The sequence below is a fragment of the Paenibacillus oryzisoli genome (genome assembly GCF_050467285.1).
Classification (GTDB): domain Bacteria; phylum Bacillota; class Bacilli; order Paenibacillales; family NBRC-103111; genus Paenibacillus_E; species Paenibacillus_E oryzisoli_A.
The window spans coordinates 271,378-290,597 of record NZ_JBCMUN010000019.1 but is presented as its reverse complement, the minus strand read 5'-3'; the positions used below and the strand labels follow the sequence as shown (position 1 = coordinate 290,597).

The window sequence follows — 19,220 nt, the reverse complement described above, 5'->3', positions numbered from 1 at the left end:
CCTATCCGCCGACAGAGAAAAGCCCCCGCACCCGCGTCAGGACGCGAGGCAGAGGGCTTCGGTCGAACTTAAAACAAAGAAGTGCGCGAATACGTCCGCTCCAGCAGCTCGCGCAGCTTCTGCGCGATGGCGGCCTGATTCGTATCCGCTTCGGCTGCCGTGTCGTCTGCCTGGGTGGACGCCTGCGCCTGTGTCGAATCCGTGGCGGACAATGTTGCGGAGAGACTGCTGGACGCTGTGCCGTCCGTCGCATCTACGCCGTCTGCGTCGTCCTCGTCGTCATCCTGCTCATCCAGCAGCTGCAGGAGTGCTTGCAGGGAGTCCTCCGTGGAGGTCTCCTCCGTACTGCCCGCGCCGTTCGGACCACCGGGGCCACCGGGGCCACCCGGGCCTCCAGGTCCGCCAGGCGGTCTGCCACCCGGCGGCGGCGGGCCCATCGGCGGCTTCCCGCCGGCTGCTTTGGAGGCGGTCGAATCAGCTGCATCCGACAGCTTTTCCGCAAGCTGGGCAAGGAGGCGGTCCAGATCATCCGCGGAAAGCGTGCTTGTCGAAGCGCTGTCCGAGGACGTGACGCTTCCTACTGCGTCCGTTTCTTCCGTGCCGCCGACCGTTTGCTGCTGAAGCAGCGCATACAACTGCTGCGCTTCCGGACTGACTTCGTAGGAGTCGCTGGCAGCTTTTTTTGATTTGGCATCCTGCGTGGCGGCAGTTGTGCTGCTCGAATCCGTGCTTGTGCTGTCCGTCACTTGATACGTGTTCTGCTTGTACAACGAATACAGGCTTGAACTAGAAATATTCATCGCATGCTTCCCCTCTCATCGTATGAGTTTCGCCTAATCATAGCTCGGCTGCGTGAACGCACAGTGAATGGAAAATGAGGGTTTGCTGAAATTTTCCAGGTGTTGCAGAAAAGCAAGATCAGATGCAGCGGAGGCCGCCTATGCTCCTGTAAAACGTACATCCCTTTTCCAAAAAATCGCGGAAAATAGAAAAAATCCTGCAAAACCTACATCAAAAAGTCCAGCGAAACGCGATTTGCTCCTGTTTTGGGGAGCATCGGCTCACTTTTGATGTATTATTTGCAGGATTTTCCCTTAAAATGGGGTCAGGTTGAGCTGTACTAAGCTGAATAAGCACTCGAGGAGCGCTTATTCAGCCGCGAAGCGCCGGATTTCGGCCAATAGGCACTCGACAAGTGCTTATTTCTTCCAAATCTGCCCGTTAAGCAGAGTATTGGGTTCAATAAGCACTCGCGGGATGCTTATTCCGTCGCAAAGCGCTGACTTTCGTTCATTAAGCACTCGCGGAGTGCTTATTTCACCAACTGGAATCCATACATTTCGCTAGACAAATAAGATAACGGCGGTATCTTATTTGGAAGTTTAGGAGCCCGTAACACGATAGCGACCCGCTACGCCTCCAGCGGGTGCACCGCCTCCTCCAGCAGCCGATCGAGCTCGGCGCTGTACGCCTTCACCTGCGCTTCGCTCCAGCCGAAGCGCTCCGCCAGGAAGGCCGCCGCCGGCGCCTTCCACTGCCTTGCCCACGCGATGTCGAAGAAGAGGGCCCCCGTCCGGCGGATGAAAAAATCCGCGGGCTTCACGGCCATCTCGTGCTCGATCGCGTACACGAGCGAAGCGAGCACCGCCGCGGGCATGCCCCGCCGCGCGGCTTCATCCTTATACTGCGCGATCAGCGCATAGACGGCGTCCACGTTGGAGCCGTACCGGTGCGCCAGCTGCGCAGCCTCCTTCGCGGTCAACCCCAGGCCGAGGCCCTGGTTGACCTTCGCTTGCACGAACGGCTGCAGCTTCACCGAGCCGCCCACCTCGCCGCCGGAAATCGGCAGCGTGCGGGTACGGCTCGGCGGCACCGCCGCCGCGCGCCCTTCCGCCGCCAGCATGGCGGCGATCTTGTCCACGACCGTCTCCGCCATTTTGCGGTAGCCGGTCAGCTTGCCCCCGGCCATCGAAATGAGGCCGGAATCCGAGACGAAGATTTCGTCGCGGCGCGAAATCTCGGACGGGTCTTTGCCCTCCTGATGGATCAGCGGGCGCAGCCCGGTCCAGCTCGACTCGACGTCCGCTTCGGTCAAGCCGAGGGACGGAAACATGCCGTTCGCGGCGCGCAGTACGTACGCGCGGTCCGCCTCTGTAATGCGGGGATTCGCCATATCCCCTTTATAGTTTGTGTCGGTCGTGCCGACATACGTTTTGCCATCCCGTGGAATCGCAAACACCATGCGCCCGTCCGGCGTATCAAAATAAATCGCCTGCCGCAGCGGAAACCGGCGCTGATCGAACACGAGGTGCACGCCTTTGGTCAGGTGCAGCGTTTTGCCCTGCTTCGAGCGGTCCATCTCCCGCAGCGTATCGACCCAAGGGCCGGTCGCATTGACGATTTTGGAGGCATAGAGCGTGTAGGTGCCGCCAGACTGACCGTGCTCCTGCTCTTGGCCTTCGCCCCCTGACTTCACGCTTTCCCCCACTTGTACGCGGCCTTCACTCCCTGGACCTTGGCCACCTTGCCCTTGATCCCGGTCCAGCAAATCCACAACCCTCACCCCGACCAGCTTGCCGTCCTGCATCACAAGCTCCTCCACCTTGGCATAATTCACCGCCATCGCGCCGAGCTCCACCGCTTTTTTCATCACTTCAATCGTCAGCCGCGCATCATCCGTGCGGTATTCAACGTAGTACCCGCCGCCCCGCAGATCATTCCGCTTCAACAGCGGCTCCAGCTCCAACGTCCCGGCCGGGCTAAACATCCGACGGCGCTCCGAGCGCTTCACACCCGCGAGGAAATCGTACACGCGCAGCCCCAGCGACGTCGACAACTTGCCGAACGTACCGCCCTTATAAAAAGGCAGCAGCATCCACTCCGGCGTCGTCACATGCGGCCCGTTTTCGTACACGATGGCGCGCTCCTTGCCCACTTCCGCCACGACCTTGACGTCCAGCTGCTTGAGGTAGCGCAGCCCGCCGTGCACCAGCTTCGTCGAACGGCTCGACGTGCCTGAAGCAAAATCCTGCATCTCAATCAGCGCCGTCTTGAGTCCCCGGCTTTGCGCGTCCAGCGCGATCCCGGCCCCTGTAATCCCCCCGCCGATGACGATAACATCGAACTTCTGTGCGGTCATCGCCGCCAGCATTTCTTTTCTTTTGAACCCGCTAAATGTGTGTATCATGTCTACCTCTCCCTTTGTCCGATAAAATAAAAAACCACAACTTCCCTAGCACGTCTGCACGTGTAGGTCCGCTGTGGTTTCTCCTAGTCTCCAACCGAATATGAACTTGTTAACTTCAGTATAGCATGAGTCCTCGTTATTTAAAAGCGATAGCTGCCTGCACCGCTTTTTTCCAGCCGCCGTACAGCTTCTCCTGCTGCGCCGCTTCCATCTCACGATCAAACGCCCGGTCCACCTGCCACTGCGCGGCAATTTCCGCTTTATCCTGCCAAAAGCCTACGGCCAAGCCTGCCAAATACGCCGCTCCCAGCGCCGTCGTCTCGTTCACGACCGGACGCTCCACCGTCACGCCGAGCATATCGCTCTGGAACTGCATGAGAAAATCGTTGCGCACCGCACCGCCGTCCACGCGCAGCTTCGTCAGCTCGATGCCCGAGTCGTCCTCCATCGCTTGCAGCACGTCTTTGGTCTGGTAGGCCAGCGACTCCAGCGTCGCCCGGATAAAATGCTCCTTCGACGTCCCCCGCGTCAACCCAAACACCGCGCCACGGACATCGCTGTCCCAGTAGGGCGTTCCCAGCCCGACAAAAGCCGGCACAACATACACGCCGTCAGTCGAGTCGACCCGCTTCGCGTAAGCTTCCGTGTCCGGCGCGGATTTGATCATCCGCAGGCCGTCCCGCAGCCATTGAATCGCCGAGCCCGCCACGAAGATGCTGCCCTCGAGCGCATACTCCACCTTCCCGTTCAAGCCCCAGGCGATGGTCGTCAGCAGACCGCTGCGCGACGGAATCGCGTAGTTGCCGGTGTTCATGAGCATGAAACAGCCGGTGCCGTAGGTGTTTTTGGCCATGCCTTTTTCAAAACACGCCTGCCCGAACAACGCCGCCTGTTGATCACCCGCCGCACCTGCAATCGGGATAGACGCGCCGTAGAAAAGGCTTGCCTCCGTGTGCCCGTAGACCTCGGACGAGGAACGCACCTCAGGCAGCATCGCCGCGGGAATGCCCAGATGTCCCATCAGCTCATCATCCCAGCGCAGCTCGTGAATGTTATAGATCAGCGTCCGTGACGCATTGGAATAATCGGTGACGTGCGCTTTGCCGCCGGTCAGCTTCCAGATGAGCCACGTGTCCATCGTGCCGAACAGCAGGTCCCCTTGCTCCGCACGCTGGCGCGCGCCTTCGACGTGGTCGAGGATCCATTTGATTTTGGTCGCCGAGAAGTACGCATCAATCAAGAGCCCCGTCCGCTCGCGGAAAAGATCATTCAGCCCCTGCGCCTTCAGCTCCTCGCAAATGTCCGCCGTCTGCCGCGACTGCCACACGATCGCATGGTACACCGGCATACCCGTATGCCGATCCCAGACGACCGCCGTCTCCCGCTGATTCGTGATGCCGATGCCCGCGATCTCCGCAGGCTGCACGCCGGACTCCGCCAGCAATTTGGCGATCACACCCTGAATGGACAGCCAAATTTCGTTGGCGTCATGCTCCACCCAACCCGACTGCGGAAAATACTGCGTAAACTCCTGCTGCGCGATATGTGCGATGCTGCCCTGATGATCGAATAAAATCGCCCGGGAGCTCGTCGTCCCCTGATCCAGAGATAAGATATACGAGGGCTTGGAACCCATTGTCATGGTTAGTAGGGCCTCCTTTCGTAATACTGCCACAGCTCTTTATTCGACGTCGTCACCGCCGTCGCGCCTGCGCCCAGAGCCTGCTCCACATCGTCCACCGAACGGATTAAGCCTCCTGCAAAAATCGGAATGCCTGACCGCTCCTTCACCTCGCGGATGATGTGCGGAATAACGCCCGGCATGACCTCGATATAATCAGGCTGCGTGCGCTCGAGCAGGGTGTAGCTCTTCTCAAGCGCGGAGCTGTCCAGCAGAAAAAGCCGCTGAATCGCGAGCAGACCGTTCTGCCTCGTCTTCGTGATGACACTGCCCCGCGTGGAAATGATCCCCGCTGGCCGAATGCTCTGGCAGAGAAACTCCGCCGCGTACTCGTCGTTTTTCAGCCCTTCGATGAGATCGGCGTGAAGCAGCAGCTTTTTGCCGTGGGCGCGGCTGAGATCGACGATGCTTTTGAGCTGCCCAATGTGACTGTCTAGGAGCACGATGTAGGTGTATCGGGATTTCATCAGTTTTTCCAAATCTTTCATTTTCCGAATAGCCGGCAAAATGCGCTGATCCTGCAGCTCCATGCTTCTCCCCCCTCACCCGCAGACAAAAAGACTCACTCAAGATATGCCGTCTCTTTAAAGGCAATCCAAAGTGAGTCTCCCGATCTCCGTCACAGTTATTAACTTATTTGTATTGTACTGAACGTAGAGGCAATGTGTCAATGACCCCACTTTCATTGGCTTCGGGGGAAATGCATACTTCCTAGCAAATACCACACAATAATCTTATATATAAGACCAATATTAACCACAATTGGGGGTAATGCCTTTGAGCAACGCAACGCACAATCAAACGGACTCCGGATTAGCAGAACTTTTAAATCAAATTGTGAGCGCAACGAAGAAAAACCAGCATCTGTTAGCAGAGATTTTAGCGGAAATTATCCAAGACAAGGAAAGCGCCGGCACCTCTCATCCCGAAATCACAGCTTTACTGAGCCAGATCGTTGGCGCCATGGAAAAAAATCAGCAGGGATTCGTCGAAAAAAAAGCGCTAACCGCCGCGGAGATCTCCGCACTCTGGCTCCAGTACATGGGCGACAGCATGTCTGTATGCGTGTACAAGTATTTCCTGAATATTGTTGAAGATGCACAAATAAAACCTATTCTAGAACTTGCTTTGCAATTGGCTGAAAGCCATATCACGCAAATTAGACAATTCTTGAAAAGCGCAAATTTCCAAATTCCGATTGGATTTACGGATAGCGATGTGAATCTGAGCGCTCCGCGGCTGTTTTCCGACTCATTTTTGCTTTTTTACTCCAATATCATGACCATTCACGGGTTGACCGCTTATAGCCTAGCCGTGACCAGCTCCGAGCGGGAAGATATTCAAAATTACTTTTTTGACTGCATCGCCACGACCAAAGACTTGTTCCAGAAAATTACCAGTTTGGCTAAAACACAAACCGAGTACACAGGTGTCCCTTCGATTCCTTCGCCGCATGGGGTAGCGTTCGTTGATTCCATGGGCATCATCGAAAATTTATTCGGGAGCAAGCGGCCGCTCAATATCTCCGAACTCACCAACTTGTTCTTTAATTCGAAAAAAACCGGATTTGTCAGCTCATTAAGTTTAGCTTTCAGCCAAGTGGCCGAACGGGAAGAAGTCCGTAAATTTATGCTGAAAAACGTGAAATTAGCGGGAAAAGACACGGATAGTTTCAACGAATTGCTGATGCAGGATAATTTGCCCGTGCCTGCAAGATGGGATGCCGAGATCACGGATTCTACGATTAGCCCGTTTTCGGACAAGCTGATGATGTTTCACGCAGCATTTTTAGTCAACGCGGCTCTTTCGTATTATGCGGCAGCAGTAGGCTCCAGCTTACGATCGGATATGATCGCAAACTACAAAAATGTAATGAACCACGCGATGCAGGCAGGCATTGATTGTTATCACATTATGGTTAAACATGGGTGGCTGGAAAAGCAACCGGAAGCGATTGACAGAAACGCTTTAGCGCAAGGTTCAGATAGATAAGCGGAAAAAGCTTGAGCAATCAGGCTTTTTTGCGCTTAACGAACCGATGAAAGGAAACTAGTAAACTTGGAAGCCGTTAGGCATAGATGATAAGATATTGCTATCCAGATCTATGTAAGCGCCGACATTTTCGACGGTATGCTGCTTATCGAGGCGCACGAAACTGACTCTGAAGGAGGAATCGCCATAACCGCGTCCCAAACCGCTTCTATTCATCTGCACGCCCAGCATCCCGCTATTCTCGCGCTGTCGCAGGCAGATCCCAAGCTAGGACGGCTGATCGAGCTGATCGGCGACATTACACTAACGCCCAGCTTCCGTCCATATGAATCGCTCGTGCTGTCGATTATTTCTCAGCAGCTCTCGGCCAAAGCCGCCCTGACGATCAAAAACCGCGTCAAAGCGCTCATCCCGGAGATCTCCCCCGAGCACGTGCTTGCTTCCGATGAGGAAGCCATCCGCCAGTGCGGCGTCTCCTACCCCAAGATCCGCTACATCCGCGACCTCAGCGCCAAAGTGCTGAGCGGAGACGTCGCGCTGGATCAACTGGAAGCGCTGGACTCCGCCGAGCTGCTGAAGCAGCTGACGGCTGTCAAAGGCATCGGCGTCTGGACGGCGGAGATGTTTCTCATCTTCACGCTGGGCCGCCCCGATGTCCTGTCCATCGGCGACGCCGGGCTGCAGCGCGCCGCCCGCTGGCTCCATGCGCTGCCGGAGCGCACGGATCGCAACTACCTCGCCGTCGCCGCAGAGGCGGCGGGCTGGGCGCCCTACCGCAGCTACGCCTCGCTGTACCTATGGCGGGCGATCGACACAGGATTGGTCGATACCGGCCTGCCGGTGGAGGCTTGCGCGCCGCCGGTGCGGGAGGCGTAGGCGGGGGACTCCCCATCGCTCAACTGGAAAACCTCCCGTTCATTTGGCGCCAACGTGCCCTGGTCGGCCGCTGAGCTGGAAAACCTCCAGCTCATTCCGCCCACTCCGCCGAAAATGCTCGAAAGTACGCCAACAAACTGGAGAAATTCCAGTTCATGCGCTCGTTTCTGCTTTTTCCCCCGAAATGAACTGGAACATTTCCAGTCCAGGGTACAACACCAGCTGCTTAACTGATCATTCCTTGTACTCAAACGTCCGGCTTGCTCATCCACACCTGACTTTGCTGCGTCAAGCCTCCATAACCCTTCAACCAGCCACCCCTTCGGCGCTTAACTGGACAATCCCTTTCCTTACCGTCCGCAAATCCTCGGCGCGCGTTGCTCCGCCGGCTCATGGCGGCGGTCACCCCCCACACCTACGCTTAGCCCGCAGCTCACTTCCCGCTCCCCGCCCGCAATCCCAGCAAATACGTCTGCAAAAGCCGACGCAAGCTCTCGTCCCGGTCAAGTCCCATGCGGAAGCCGTTCTGCCCTTCCAACGAAGCGAAGCCGTGCACGAGGCTGCGGAACCCCCGCACCACGTGCAGCGCATCCTCTTCGCTCAGGCCGTACGGCGCGAGCAGCTTCAGCAGGAAGCTGACAACTTGCGCGCCAGCATCCTGCAGTTCCGGATCTTCGTAATCCGTCAGCGGTGCCGTGACGGCTTCGTACAGCCCCGGCTGCTTTCGCGCGAAGCCGACGTAGGCCAGCCCCGCCGCCAGCAGCGCTGCATCCTCGGACTTGCCGATGACGGTCTCGACCATCGCGTCCTTCACGAGGATGAGCCCTCGGCGAGACAGCTGTCTTTTCAGATCGGGCAGGCCTTTAATGTGATTGTAGAGAGAGGGCGTCTTCACGTTCAATGCGGCGGCCAGCGAAGCCAGTGAAAGCTGCGCCAGCCCCTCACGGTCCGCCAAGGCGATCGCCGCCTGTAATACCGCTTCCGGATCTAATCCCGGTCTTGCTGCCATGTGTCATCGAACTCCTTTCTCTATGCCGTGGCTGATGCTCCGTCAACCTTGGCCGTCGCTTCCTTGATCGCCGCATCCATCAGCGCTGCAGGCTTCTCGAGCATCCGCCCATGGCCGACGGCGAGCAAGCTCGGCTCCAACGCTCTCAGCTTGCGTGCGCTTTCCAGCGCAACTTCCTTGCTCCACGTCCCAAAAGCCGGGAACGGAAACCACGGCTTCACGACGCCGGCAACCGCCATACCGCCCCGCACCTGGAAGGCATCTCCGGCGATCAGCGCACGGCTACGCATATCCAGAAACGCCATTGAACCCGGTGTATGCCCTGGCGCTGCCCAAGCTTGCAAGGAACCGATAAGATCCCCTTCAGACAAAAGCACGTCGGCGCGTGTCTTTAAACTTTTCGGCACATCACCCTTGATCGGCAGCTGCGGCTCTCCCGCCTCGAGCTCCTTATTACCGGCCAGCAGCTTCGCATCCCGACGCGAGATGTACACCTGTACGCCTGGCAAAGCCTCCTTGAGCCCATCCAACGCCCCAACATGATCACCATGCGCATGCGTCAACACAATCCGGGTGATCGGCTTTCCGATCTTCTCCGCTGCTTGCAGAATGCCCTTGACGCTGAATGGCAATGCCGCATCCACCAAGGCCAACTCCGCTTCTTCCTCCACCAGGTAACAATTCACTGGAAAAAATCTTGGCATAAACGCTACTTGATACAAATACCCATGTTTGGTCACCTTCATACGAAACGCCTCCCGTTAACTATTTATATTAGTATAATGACTAATGATATTAGTTTTGTAAATAGGCATTTTCCTTACCGAGTGTTCCGAAGCCCAATGTGGTAAAATAAGTCTCGTCTGTTCTATTCCAAGTAAGCGAGGTTTTTCTATGAATGCGGAAACGTTAGCGCTTTTTAAAACATTGACCGAAATGCAGGCGGCGCCCGGCTTTGAGCGGGAAATCCGCGCTTTTGTCCGCGGCGAGTTAGCCAAATATACCGACGAGTTCGTCCAGGACGGCCTCGGCAGCCTGTTCGGCGTCGTCCGCGGCGACGAGAGCGGGCCGCGCATTATGGTAGCCGGCCACTTCGATGAAGTCGGCTTCCTCGTCACCGGCATCACCGAGCACGGCACGGTGAAATTCCAGCCGCTCGGCGGCTGGTTCAGCCAGGTGCTGCCCGCGCAGCGCGTGCAGATCATGACGGAGCAGGGACCGATCATCGGGGTGATCGGCTCCGTGCCCGTGCATTTGCTGGACGAAGCTGCGCGCAGCAAGCCGGCCGACATCAAGACGATGTACATCGACATCGGCGCCGAAGACAAAGCCGAAGCGCTCCGCTTCGGCGTCAAGCTCGGGCAGCAGATCGTGCCGATCTGCCCGTTCACCCCGCTGGCCAATCCGAAACGGATTATGGCCAAAGCTTGGGACAATCGCTACGGCGTCGGCCTCGCGATTGAACTGCTCAAGGAGCTTCACGTCGGGCCGAAGCTCCCGAACGTCCTGTACGCCGGTGCGACCGTACAGGAGGAAGTCGGCGTGCGCGGCGGCAGGACGGCTGCGACGATGATTCAGCCGGACCTGTTCTACGCGCTCGATTGCAGTGCCGCCGGCGATATGACCGGCGACCGCAGCGCCTTCGGGCAGCTGGGCCGCGGCGCCCTGCTGCGCATCTTCGATCCCACGATGATTACGCATCGCGGGATGGTCGAGTTCATTCAGGATATGGCGGAGACGCATAAGATCCCGTACCAGGTCTTCATCTCCGGCGGCGGCACGGACGCCGGGCAGGTGCACACGATGGGGCGCGGCATCCCATCCGCGGTCATCGGCGTATGCGCGCGGTACATCCATACGTCGACGTCGATTTTGCATGTCGACGACTACGCCGCCGCGAAAGAGCTGCTCGTGAAGCTTGTGCAGGCAAGCGACCGCACGACGCTGAACACCATTCTCGAGCGGGCATAAATCAGAGCGTCACATCCGTAAGCCGGGCTACTGCAGCGCGGCTTACAGTCTATTTGTGTACGCTAATAATAAATTCCTTTTTTAGATAAATATAGAACTTATGTTCCAATATATGGTATAATTAAATAGAGCCTCAACGATTCCGACACGTCCGTTATGTTAACCGAGAACTATGATCAGGCTGACTCCGATTAAAGAAAGGACCATTATGACGCACACCATTCGCGAAGCAACTTCCCAAGACACGCAAATGATTACTGAATTCATCATCAACCTAACCGGCAAAACCATCTCCCCCATTCACGTAGCAAGCCGAATGCTCAATATGTTGGACCTTCCCGACGAGAGGCTCTACGTCTATGAAGAGCACGGCCGCCTGCTAGGCACGTTGGGCTTTCGCATCCGTCGCAGCGAAGGGACGGCGGTCACGTTTGGCGAAGCATCCCTGCTGGCCGAAGCTGCGCCCCGGCAGCAACTGGCCGACTTTGCTGAACAATTGGCGAGCGAGCACGGGTGCTCCGGCATGTGGTGGCTTTCCGGCCTGCCGTCCGAACCGGACGCGTTAACTGCGAATCCTCGTCATACAGACAATGCGCTGATCGGTTCCCAAGAGAGCGGCTACCGCTTTGTGAAACAGTTTTTGTAATTCGTCGATTTCCACCACAATCTTAGCAAAGGAGTGACTTCTATGTTGTTGGATGGCTTCCGTGATGACAGTTTGCCAAGTGGTACCCACAGTGTTCTGTTTTTAAGCATTTTTCTGGTCGTGCTTCTCGTTGCGGCAGGTGTCTTTCTATTCACCGTCATCAAGTCGCTCCTGGCTTGGACCTCCCACCCGTACCCTGAGCCCGGCATCCATCACTGCTCCTGCAAGTTCGTCAGCAAACGCATGCAGGTCAGCACGCCGAACGAACCGCGAATCGGGACGACGTACTATGCGACGTTTCAATTCATCGACGGCAGCCGGCAGGAATTCTGGATCGATAAGCCCTTATTTCTCCGACTGAGGGAAGGCGACCAGGGCACTCTTCTTTTTAAAGACTCCTTATGCAAACAATTTGTCATTCGCCGCAGTTTTATTGCGTAAGTAACTTTTCCATACGGCCCCCCGGCTTGCGGAACGATACGCCGTTATCTCTGTGAATTTCGCTGAATTCGGCAAGGAAGCGGAGCGAGACGACCTTATTCGGCCTCCCAGCCGCCCATTTCATCCAAAGCGACGCAAATAAGGCCTCCTCAATCCCTCTGACACGCAAAAAAGCTAAATTCGTGCAATTAGCGTCATGTAGTTCCTCTTCTGTTACTTCACAATCCTTACTTCCTGTCGAATGCTTGCTAAAAACAAAGAAAACGGTCGCATATCCCCAAAAACAAGCAGGATGCGGCCGTTTTTCGCGTTTATCCGAATAATCTGAATATTTACAAAATTTTAATAATGGGCTATCCTATATATGAGCTCAGGGATGGACAAGCTGTACGGAACGCAAAGCTGCTCCTCATGAGCCCGGAATATCTCTAACCGCTGAAAGGGGATAGTCCAATGGACCACGTTAGCGAAGCATGCCCGCCTTCCTTCAATCGACAGAAGGAATTGCGCTGAACCGCGAGTCGCGTTCAATCGGCATGTGGGAATCCAAAGTCATCATATCCACCCACTTCTGAGGAAAGGAAACGTCACTGGTTCATGTCGAAGTTGTTAGCAACAGCTGATGGGAGCGTGTGCAGGGTCAATTGAATATGTATAGCGAAATGTAGAGGCCACCGGTTATCTTGGATAAGCGGTGGCCTCTGTTTATGTGTTTAGACTTTCATCCCCTGCTCCACATGCGGCAGTTTCACGATGAAGCACGTTTCCTTCTGCGCAGCGCTTTGGGCGCTCACGGCGCCGTGGTGCATATCGATAATTTTTTTGACAATCGATAACCCTAAACCGTTGCCGCCTTGGGTACGGCTGCGCGACTTATCCCCTTTATAGAACCGTTCAAAAATATGCGGCAAATCCTCCTCCGCGATCGGCTCGCCGTTATTCGAAATGCGGATGACCGTTTCATTCTCTCCGCTGTTCAGCTTCACGCCAACGACGCCCCCCTGCGGCGCGAACTTGATCGCGTTATGGATCAAATTCGTCCACACCTGACTCAGGAGGTCTTCATCGGCCGTGACGCTTACCTCGTCCAGCTCCACGTCCATCTCGATGTCTTTTTCCACCCACTGCGGCTCGCAGGCTAAAATATGATTGCGCAGCTGCTTATCGAGTCGATACGTCCGCAGTTCAAACGGATGGTGCTTCGACTCCAGGGACGACAGCTTCAGCAGGTTGTCACTCAGCTTCGAAAGCCGCATCGATTCCGTCTCGATGATCGTCAAATAATGCTGGCGCTCAGACGGAGAGAGCTGCTCGTTCTGCAGTGCGCGAGAAAACCCGCTGATCGACGTCAGCGGCGACTGGATCTCATGCGAGACGTTGGAGATGAACTCCTGCCGCATTTGCTCGAGCTGCCCCAGCTCCGTCGCCATGTAATTGATCGAGTGCACGATTTCGTTAAAAGCTCCATTCGGCGGGCTCAATTCCACGTTCACATTGAAATCTCCCCGCGCCATCCGCCGCATCGCTTCAATCAAAGTTTTATAGAACTCCATCTGCTTATTCCGGAAGAAACGTCCCAAAATCGACATCGTCACGCCCCAGAGAATCATCCCGCCGACGGAATTGATCAGCTGCGCGACTACCTCCGTAGGCCGCTTCTGCCAGTACGTATACAACCAGTCTGTCAGATAGAAGACACAAATCCAGTAAAACGTAATCAATAGGAAAATGACCAGCGCAAAGCCGATTGACTGCATAATCTGCACTGGCGTCAGTTTGTTGTGGCCGCCTTGAGATCCATCGCCACGCCTGCCAGCGCTGCGCTGCCGGGCCAGCCGAAGCTCTTCCTTCCGCGCAAGCTGCTCTTCCCGCTTCCGCTCGCGCTCCGCACGGCGCTGCCGCTGCGCCTCCACATCCCGTCCGCTCATGACTTCGCGACCTCCATCCGGTAGCCCAGCCCGCGAATCGTCGCGATGCGGAACCCGTGCCGATCCTCCGGGAACCGCTCGCGCAGCCGATTAATGTGCACGTCGACCGTGCGCTCGTTGCCCTCATAATCGAACCCCCAGATCTGCTCGATGAGCTGATCGCGGGAGAAGGTTTTACCCGGATAGCTCGCCAGCTTGTAGAGCAGCTCAAATTCCTTCAGCGGAAGCGTGATGTTCTCTTCGCCGACCGTCAGCTCGTACGTTTTGCGATTCATGGTCAGATCGCCGACCTGAATCGTTTGGGAAGACGCGATTTTGTAGCGCTTCAGCAGCGCCTTGACCCGCATCGCCAGCTCCATCGGCTCGAACGGCTTCACCAGATAATCGTCGGTGCCGAGCTCGAAGCCTTTGACTTTTTGCGACATTTCCCCTTTGGCTGTCAGCATCAGCAGCGGAATATCGTAATGCTCGCGCAGCTCCTTGCAGAGCGCCCAGCCATCCATATTGGGCATCATAATATCCATAATGATCAGATCGACCTGGACGGTCTGCAGCTTCTCCAGCGCCTGAACGCCGTCCTCCGCTTCGACCACTTCGAAGCCCTCTTTCATCATAAAAACGCGGATCAACTCGCGAATATACGGATCGTCATCCACAACCATAATGGGTGCCATGTTCCTCAGCCTCGCTTTACCTTTTCGATAGCCTTAGCTTACACGAAAATTATGAACTCAATTTAAACCGCGCGCATTTTCTTGCATGGCGTGCATAGAGGTGCTTTCTTCGGGAAAAATTTTATGATACATTTTGGAAAAGAAGCCGTATGGAGGGGTGCCGAGCATGCGCAACAGCCTAGTAACGGATTTCACGCAATTGACCACCGCGGAAGCGGAAGAAGCCTTCAAACAGGAAGTCACAGCCGAAGGGTACGCCGGATTCAGGAGACTGCTGGACAGCCTGACCGAAGCCATCAAGCAGGCGAAAGATGAGGATATCGTGAATCTGGAGCAATCCATCGCCAAAGCGAAAAGGCTTTTTCCCGAGCCTGTCGCCTTCAGCCCCTCGTGGGAGCGCATTTGGGATGAGCTCGAAGCCACCGTCGCCGCCAAAAAGCACGTCTATACCGTCATCGCTCCCTCCGACCGCACCGGCGAGTGGCAAGTGATCATGGATAACCCGCACGCCGTGCAGGAAGTCGTCTGCTACCCCGGACTGGCGTTCCACGATGCCGCGTATTTGTACGCATATTTCCGCCCGCAAATCGCCAAGTCCGAATACATTCGGCTGCAGAAAATCCAGAACGTCATCCAGGAAAACGGCGGTTAGGATTGATATACTGCACAAATACCCTCTGAGCACCCTAACAGGTCTGCCAGAGGGTATTTGTTGATCAGGCGTCGGCCGTGTCTGAATACTCTGAGGGTCGCAGATTTGGCCGAATTTTCGTTCCATGCAAGGAACTTTTGTGAAGGTGTACCGGGGGTACGTCAAGCAAAAGTGACGATGCAGGGGGCGAAAAGGCGGTGAAAGATGCCCCTGAGTGGGTTTTCAGACACGGCCTAGGCTTGCGACCGGTAAAAATCTCTGAGCAGCTCATCCATCACGCGATTCGTCCGCGCGCCGCTGACGCCCGTGCTCGGGCATGAACCGACGCCGCGCAGCTCGTCCACCACCGTCTGAATGAGCGGCTGCTGCACATGGGGCGGATTCGGAATGTTTAAGCTGTGCACATTGCCCTCCGCGTCTTCCACTTGAAGATCTCCGCTGAACGTGGAAAAGATAATCGCGCCGCGATCACCGACAATCGTGTTGCGGTCCTCATGCTTATGGGCGCTGAAGCTCCACACGCCCATGCCCATGACGCCGGACTCAAACGCGTAGCTTGTCGTCACAATGTCTTCGACCTGGCCCTTCCCGGCCTGGTTGCGGGCAAAGCCCTTCACCTCGCCGATCGGCCCCAGCAGATAATCGAGCACATCCAGCGTGTGGCTCGCCAGATCCACAAACAAGCCGCCGCCGGACAGCTCCGGCTGCACGCGCCACGGTTCGACTTCGTAGGCTCGCTGCTGCTGCAGGTAGCTGCTGTGCACGAACCGCACATCGCCGATCGCGCCGCTATCCAGCAGGCGCTTAATTTCATTGAACTTCTCGAGCCCCCTGCGGTAATAGGCGACGAATAACGGAACGCCCGCCGCCTGGCAGGCAGCGATCATTTCGAGGCACTCCCGATGGTTCCGCGCCATCGGCTTCTCCACATACACTGGCTTGCCGGCCTTGGCCGCCAGCAGTGTGTATTCGTGGTGGAATCCTGGCGGGGTCGCCACGTAAACCGCATTGACGTCGGGATCGCTGATAAGCGCCTCCGCGTCATCGTACCACTTCGGCACACCATGCCGGCGTGCGTAATCCTCCGCCAATGCGCCGTTACGGCGCATGACAGCCACAAGCTCCGAGCCCTCTGCCTTTTGCAGGGCAGGCCCGCTTTTTACCTCGGTCACGTCGCCGCACCCGATAATTCCCCAACGCACTTTGTCCATTTGCCGCAGCTCCTTTGATAATATCGTTATCTTCCCTATTCGACGCTGCGGGGCGTGCTCCTTTGTCGGGAGGGGAAATTAATGGAAACGCCAGGTTGGAGCGATCCCCCGGGGAATTTGGTCACGGTCCTCTTTCCCTTAGAACTCCACATCATTTCGCTTGACCCTTACACTAATGTGAGTGTTTATAATGAGTCCATCCCCCTCGAAAGGAAGCGAATACGTGATGGACATCACACCACAGGAAGAAAGCATGATTAAAGCGCTGCGAAGTGCTGAGCTGCCCCCACTATTTGCCCTCATTCAAGTTCGATATGCGATTTTGCATGATACGGTGAACGTCGATGAGAACCGGAGAGACCATGTTTTGAAGTCGTTGGACGCCTACATCGGCCCGCTATGGGAAGATGCACGCAAGGCAGGAAGGATGACGCAAGCTTAGCAAGCACGCAAAAGCCCCAAGGGCCTCCCAACCCTCGGGGCTTCTTCACTTTAGGAAAGCAATGGAGAAGGCGCATGCTCCGCGATCAGCTGCTCTTGAATTTGCAGCTGCTGGGTGGCGAACTCGCGATACATCTCGTGCGATTCCAGCAGCTCCTGGTGCGTGCCGATGCCGGTCACGACACCTTTATCGAGGAAGACAATCTGGTCGGCGTCCACGACCGTGGACAAACGATGCGCAATGACGAGCGTCGTGCGTCCTTGCATGAGGTTCTGCAGCGCCTGCTGCACGACAACCTCGGACTTGCTGTCCAGACTGGACGTCGCTTCGTCCAGCATGAGAATCTTCGGATCGCGCAGCAGGGCCCGCGCAATCGCAATCCGCTGCCGCTGTCCGCCGGACAGCTTGATGCCGCGCTCGCCGACCTCGGTGTCATACTTCTCCGGCAGCTCGTTGATAAAGATATCCGCGTACGCCATCTCCGCGGCCCGCTCGAGCTGCTCCTGCGTCACTTCCCGCTGGAGGCCGTAGCAGATGTTGTCGCGGATCGTCCCCACGATCAGCGGGCTCTCCTGCGACACGTACCCGATCTGGCTGCGCCAGGAGACGAGAGAGAAGTCGTCGATTCGGTTAGCGCCCAGCGAGATCGTACCCTTTTGACCGGTGTAGAATCGCTCCAGCAGGGAGAACATCGTCGTTTTCCCGCTTCCGCTTGGTCCAACAATCGCCGTGACCTTGCCTGCATCCATTGTAAAGCTGACGTCTTTCAGCACCGCTTCCTCATCCTTGTAGCCATACGTCACATGATCAAAATGCAGCGGCTGTGCAGCATTCGTCACCGGCAGGCCGACATGCGGATCCTCTTCTTCGTGATCCAGTACTTTGAGAATCGTCTCGGTCGCGCCCATGGCTTTTTGCATTTGCGTAAAAAATTGGGTAAGCTGCGTAATCGGCATCACGATCTGGAACAGATACAGCATGAAGGCTACCAGTTGGCCCGCCGAGATCGCACCGGACGCGACACGCGCACCGCCATAGCCGAACAGCACAACAAACAGCATGAGCATGACGAACGTGATCAGCGGCGACATGAGTGCCTGGATGCGGCCTTCTTTTAAGCCGAATTTGAACAGCTTCTGAATGCCCTCGCTGCCCTCGCGATATTCAACAGGCTCAGCGCCTGCCGCTTTCACCAAGCGGATCTCCGACAGCACACGGCTCAGAATTGAGGTGAAACCCGCGGTCTCGGCCTGGAGGCCTTTGGACACTTTATACATTTGCATCCCCAGCGGGAACAAGATCAGAAAAGCAATCGGGAAAATGCTGAACATGATCAGCGTCATTTTCCAATCCATATAGAGCAGCACGACGATTGAGCCAATAATGGAGATCAGGCCAGTGACAAAACCGGCCATATGCTCGGCGATCAGCCCTTTGATGATGCCGGTGTCGTTCGTCATCCGGGAGATCGTATCCCCGGTCTGGTTGTTATCGTAGTAGCGCACCGGAAGGACGAGCAGCTTTTTCCAGAGGCGGTCGCGGATGCCTGCGACGACTTTTTGCCCAGCGTAGTTCAGCAAATACGTGGACACGCCCGCCGCGACAGCGGACCCGACAAAAGCGAGCGCCATGCCCGCGATCTCCATCCAGTTCAGCGAGGACAGCGAGAAGCTGTCGACGACGTTTTTGGTGAACATCGGGATGACCAGCCCCACCAATGTTGAAATCACACTAAGCGACAAGGCAATCGCCAGCAGCATCTTAGGCGGCTTTGCTCCCATCAATAAGCGGAAGAACCCCCGCCAATCGGTCTTCGGTTTTTCTTTTTTTCCTGCGTTTCTCTCCATGTATCTCCACTCCTTCACCTTCGACTCTGTGCAGCTCCCTCGCGGGTGGCTTGCCGATAAGAGCATCTTACTCCCCTATTTTAAACGGAATATAAACAGCTTCGAATCGGTCGACAGGCGTAAGAGGAGGGGGCTCGGGACGGAGAATCGTGGACAAAATATGAAAAAAGAACCGCCATCCCTGACGGTCCCAACTTCTATTCGGGCTCTGTGGCGATTTGCCAGATGACGCCGTAGGCATCTTTGAGTCGGCCTAGCATCGTGCCCCAGAACATCCGCTCGAGCGGCATGATGATTTCGCCGCCCTCCGCCAGCCCCTCGTAAATCCGCGCTGCCTCGGCCTCATCCTGGAATACAAGCGCCAAATCCATGCCAGCCCCACGATCCGCAGGAGCCACTTTAGCGTCGGCCATAAACACTTTTAAGCCCAGCGCCTCCAGCTCCAAATGCATAATGCGGTCTTTCATAGCGTCCGGGGTGCCCGGCACCTCGGCATACGTCTGCAAGCGCGTAATTTCGCCGCCCAGTGCAGAAGCATAAAATTCCGCCTGCTCTCTGGCGTTGTGGCTGTAAATGTAAGGAGCTAGTTTAGCCATCGTACCCATCCTCTCGCGCTCAAAAGGCGACATTTTGTTTTTTGCTGCACACTTCTATACAATAATT

Annotated in this window: 18 protein-coding genes; 7 read left to right on the top strand and 11 right to left on the bottom strand. The window is 56.3% G+C overall.

The genetic code is table 11. The features are described from left to right. Positions 1-68: 68 nt before the first annotated feature. From ABE504_RS27585 to ABE504_RS27570, 4 genes are all read right to left on the bottom strand, one after another. Positions 69-800, bottom strand: a complete 732-nt coding sequence (locus ABE504_RS27585) for a hypothetical protein (RefSeq protein WP_430095048.1) — start codon at positions 798-800, stop codon at positions 69-71. Between the two features lie 611 nt (positions 801-1,411). Next, on the bottom strand, positions 1,412-3,187 hold the full coding sequence (locus tag ABE504_RS27580) for a glycerol-3-phosphate dehydrogenase/oxidase (RefSeq protein ID WP_430095046.1): 1,776 nt from the start codon (positions 3,185-3,187) through the stop codon (positions 1,412-1,414). A 136-nt stretch (positions 3,188-3,323) separates the two neighbouring features. Continuing rightward, the gene (glpK, locus tag ABE504_RS27575; RefSeq protein WP_430095096.1) at positions 3,324-4,823 is read right to left on the bottom strand and encodes a glycerol kinase GlpK; all 1,500 of its coding nucleotides are present in this window, start codon (positions 4,821-4,823) and stop codon (positions 3,324-3,326) included. Positions 4,824-4,831: 8 nt separating this feature from the next. After that, positions 4,832-5,398, bottom strand: coding sequence for a glycerol-3-phosphate responsive antiterminator (locus ABE504_RS27570; RefSeq protein ID WP_430095045.1), 567 nt, complete (start codon positions 5,396-5,398; stop codon positions 4,832-4,834). A gap of 247 nt (positions 5,399-5,645) precedes the next feature. Between ABE504_RS27570 and ABE504_RS27565 the strand changes: the two genes are divergently transcribed. Continuing rightward, positions 5,646-6,860, top strand: coding sequence for a DUF3231 family protein (locus ABE504_RS27565; protein ID WP_430095043.1), 1,215 nt, complete (start codon positions 5,646-5,648; stop codon positions 6,858-6,860). A gap of 138 nt (positions 6,861-6,998) precedes the next feature. Next, positions 6,999-7,736 carry a DNA-3-methyladenine glycosylase family protein gene (locus ABE504_RS27560; RefSeq protein WP_430095042.1) on the top strand — a complete coding sequence of 246 codons (738 nt, stop codon included), beginning with the start codon at positions 6,999-7,001 and terminating at the stop codon, positions 7,734-7,736. 433 nt (positions 7,737-8,169) lie between these two features. Here ABE504_RS27560 and ABE504_RS27555 read toward each other — a convergent pair whose 3' ends face one another. After that, positions 8,170-8,745 (bottom strand): WHG domain-containing protein, encoded by a 576-nt coding sequence (locus ABE504_RS27555; protein ID WP_430095041.1) that lies wholly within the window; start codon positions 8,743-8,745, stop codon positions 8,170-8,172. Between the two features lie 20 nt (positions 8,746-8,765). Further along, entirely contained in the window at positions 8,766-9,491 is a 726-nt protein-coding gene (locus ABE504_RS27550; RefSeq protein WP_430095040.1) for an MBL fold metallo-hydrolase, read from the bottom strand. Between the two features lie 148 nt (positions 9,492-9,639). Between ABE504_RS27550 and ABE504_RS27545 the strand changes: the two genes are divergently transcribed. The 3 genes from ABE504_RS27545 (at position 9,640) to ABE504_RS27535 (ending at position 11,803) form a co-directional block, all read left to right on the top strand. Further along, on the top strand, positions 9,640-10,716 hold the full coding sequence (locus ABE504_RS27545) for a M42 family metallopeptidase (RefSeq protein ID WP_430095039.1): 1,077 nt from the start codon (positions 9,640-9,642) through the stop codon (positions 10,714-10,716). 172 nt (positions 10,717-10,888) lie between these two features. Then, positions 10,889-11,362, top strand: a complete 474-nt coding sequence (locus tag ABE504_RS27540) for a hypothetical protein (protein WP_430095038.1) — start codon at positions 10,889-10,891, stop codon at positions 11,360-11,362. Positions 11,363-11,404: 42 nt separating this feature from the next. Further along, positions 11,405-11,803: a DUF2500 family protein gene (locus ABE504_RS27535; protein WP_430095036.1), complete on the top strand. Its 399-nt coding sequence runs from the start codon at positions 11,405-11,407 to the stop codon at positions 11,801-11,803. Between the two features lie 713 nt (positions 11,804-12,516). Here the strand turns inward: ABE504_RS27535 and ABE504_RS27530 are convergent. Both ABE504_RS27530 and ABE504_RS27525 read right to left on the bottom strand, forming a co-directional pair. Next, positions 12,517-13,731: a HAMP domain-containing sensor histidine kinase gene (locus ABE504_RS27530; RefSeq protein ID WP_430095035.1), complete on the bottom strand. Its 1,215-nt coding sequence runs from the start codon at positions 13,729-13,731 to the stop codon at positions 12,517-12,519. Beyond that, positions 13,728-14,405, bottom strand: a complete 678-nt coding sequence (locus ABE504_RS27525) for a response regulator transcription factor (RefSeq protein WP_430095033.1) — start codon at positions 14,403-14,405, stop codon at positions 13,728-13,730. Before ABE504_RS27525 ends, ABE504_RS27530 begins: the two co-directional genes overlap by 4 nt. 166 nt (positions 14,406-14,571) lie before the next feature. Here ABE504_RS27525 and ABE504_RS27520 point away from each other — a divergent pair, with 166 nt between their 5' ends. Beyond that, positions 14,572-15,057: a hypothetical protein gene (locus ABE504_RS27520; protein WP_430095032.1), complete on the top strand. Its 486-nt coding sequence runs from the start codon at positions 14,572-14,574 to the stop codon at positions 15,055-15,057. 233 nt (positions 15,058-15,290) lie between these two features. On the opposite strand, the gene ABE504_RS27515 is transcribed toward ABE504_RS27520, so the two are convergent. Then, positions 15,291-16,268: a Gfo/Idh/MocA family protein gene (locus ABE504_RS27515; protein ID WP_430095031.1), complete on the bottom strand. Its 978-nt coding sequence runs from the start codon at positions 16,266-16,268 to the stop codon at positions 15,291-15,293. 226 nt (positions 16,269-16,494) lie between these two features. Between ABE504_RS27515 and ABE504_RS27510 the strand changes: the two genes are divergently transcribed. Next, positions 16,495-16,710, top strand: a complete 216-nt coding sequence (locus ABE504_RS27510; RefSeq protein WP_430095029.1) for a hypothetical protein — start codon at positions 16,495-16,497, stop codon at positions 16,708-16,710. Between the two features lie 50 nt (positions 16,711-16,760). Here the strand turns inward: ABE504_RS27510 and ABE504_RS27505 are convergent, their stop codons facing one another. Both ABE504_RS27505 and ABE504_RS27500 read right to left on the bottom strand, forming a co-directional pair. Then, a complete protein-coding gene (locus ABE504_RS27505; RefSeq protein ID WP_430095027.1) occupies positions 16,761-18,557 on the bottom strand; it encodes an ABC transporter ATP-binding protein in 1,797 nt (598 codons plus the stop codon). A gap of 197 nt (positions 18,558-18,754) precedes the next feature. Next, on the bottom strand, positions 18,755-19,153 hold the full coding sequence (locus tag ABE504_RS27500) for a VOC family protein (RefSeq protein WP_430095025.1): 399 nt from the start codon (positions 19,151-19,153) through the stop codon (positions 18,755-18,757). Between the last annotated feature and the right edge of the window lie 67 nt (positions 19,154-19,220).

Bases quoted from the DNA above. Each gene is read 5' to 3' on its own strand.
- ABE504_RS27525 (WP_430095033.1), bottom strand. From the start codon at position 14,405: ATGGCACCCATTATGGTTGTGGATGACGATCCGTATATTCGCGAGTTG.
- ABE504_RS27580 (WP_430095046.1), bottom strand. From the start codon at position 3,187: ATGATACACACATTTAGCGGGTTCAAAAGAAAAGAAATGCTGGCGGCG.
- ABE504_RS27540 (WP_430095038.1), top strand. From the start codon at position 10,889: ATGATCAGGCTGACTCCGATTAAAGAAAGGACCATTATGACGCACACC.
- ABE504_RS27520 (WP_430095032.1), top strand. From the start codon at position 14,572: ATGCGCAACAGCCTAGTAACGGATTTCACGCAATTGACCACCGCGGAA.
- ABE504_RS27545 (WP_430095039.1), top strand. From the start codon at position 9,640: ATGAATGCGGAAACGTTAGCGCTTTTTAAAACATTGACCGAAATGCAG.
- ABE504_RS27505 (WP_430095027.1), bottom strand. From the start codon at position 18,557: ATGGAGAGAAACGCAGGAAAAAAAGAAAAACCGAAGACCGATTGGCGG.
- ABE504_RS27530 (WP_430095035.1), bottom strand. From the start codon at position 13,731: ATGAGCGGACGGGATGTGGAGGCGCAGCGGCAGCGCCGTGCGGAGCGC.
- ABE504_RS27535 (WP_430095036.1), top strand. From the start codon at position 11,405: ATGTTGTTGGATGGCTTCCGTGATGACAGTTTGCCAAGTGGTACCCAC.
- ABE504_RS27500 (WP_430095025.1), bottom strand. From the start codon at position 19,153: ATGGCTAAACTAGCTCCTTACATTTACAGCCACAACGCCAGAGAGCAG.
- ABE504_RS27550 (WP_430095040.1), bottom strand. From the start codon at position 9,491: ATGAAGGTGACCAAACATGGGTATTTGTATCAAGTAGCGTTTATGCCA.
- ABE504_RS27555 (WP_430095041.1), bottom strand. From the start codon at position 8,745: ATGGCAGCAAGACCGGGATTAGATCCGGAAGCGGTATTACAGGCGGCG.
- ABE504_RS27515 (WP_430095031.1), bottom strand. From the start codon at position 16,268: ATGGACAAAGTGCGTTGGGGAATTATCGGGTGCGGCGACGTGACCGAG.
- ABE504_RS27560 (WP_430095042.1), top strand. From the start codon at position 6,999: ATGCTGCTTATCGAGGCGCACGAAACTGACTCTGAAGGAGGAATCGCC.
- ABE504_RS27585 (WP_430095048.1), bottom strand. From the start codon at position 800: ATGAATATTTCTAGTTCAAGCCTGTATTCGTTGTACAAGCAGAACACG.
- ABE504_RS27570 (WP_430095045.1), bottom strand. From the start codon at position 5,398: ATGGAGCTGCAGGATCAGCGCATTTTGCCGGCTATTCGGAAAATGAAA.
- glpK (WP_430095096.1), bottom strand. From the start codon at position 4,823: ATGGGTTCCAAGCCCTCGTATATCTTATCTCTGGATCAGGGGACGACG.
- ABE504_RS27510 (WP_430095029.1), top strand. From the start codon at position 16,495: ATGGACATCACACCACAGGAAGAAAGCATGATTAAAGCGCTGCGAAGT.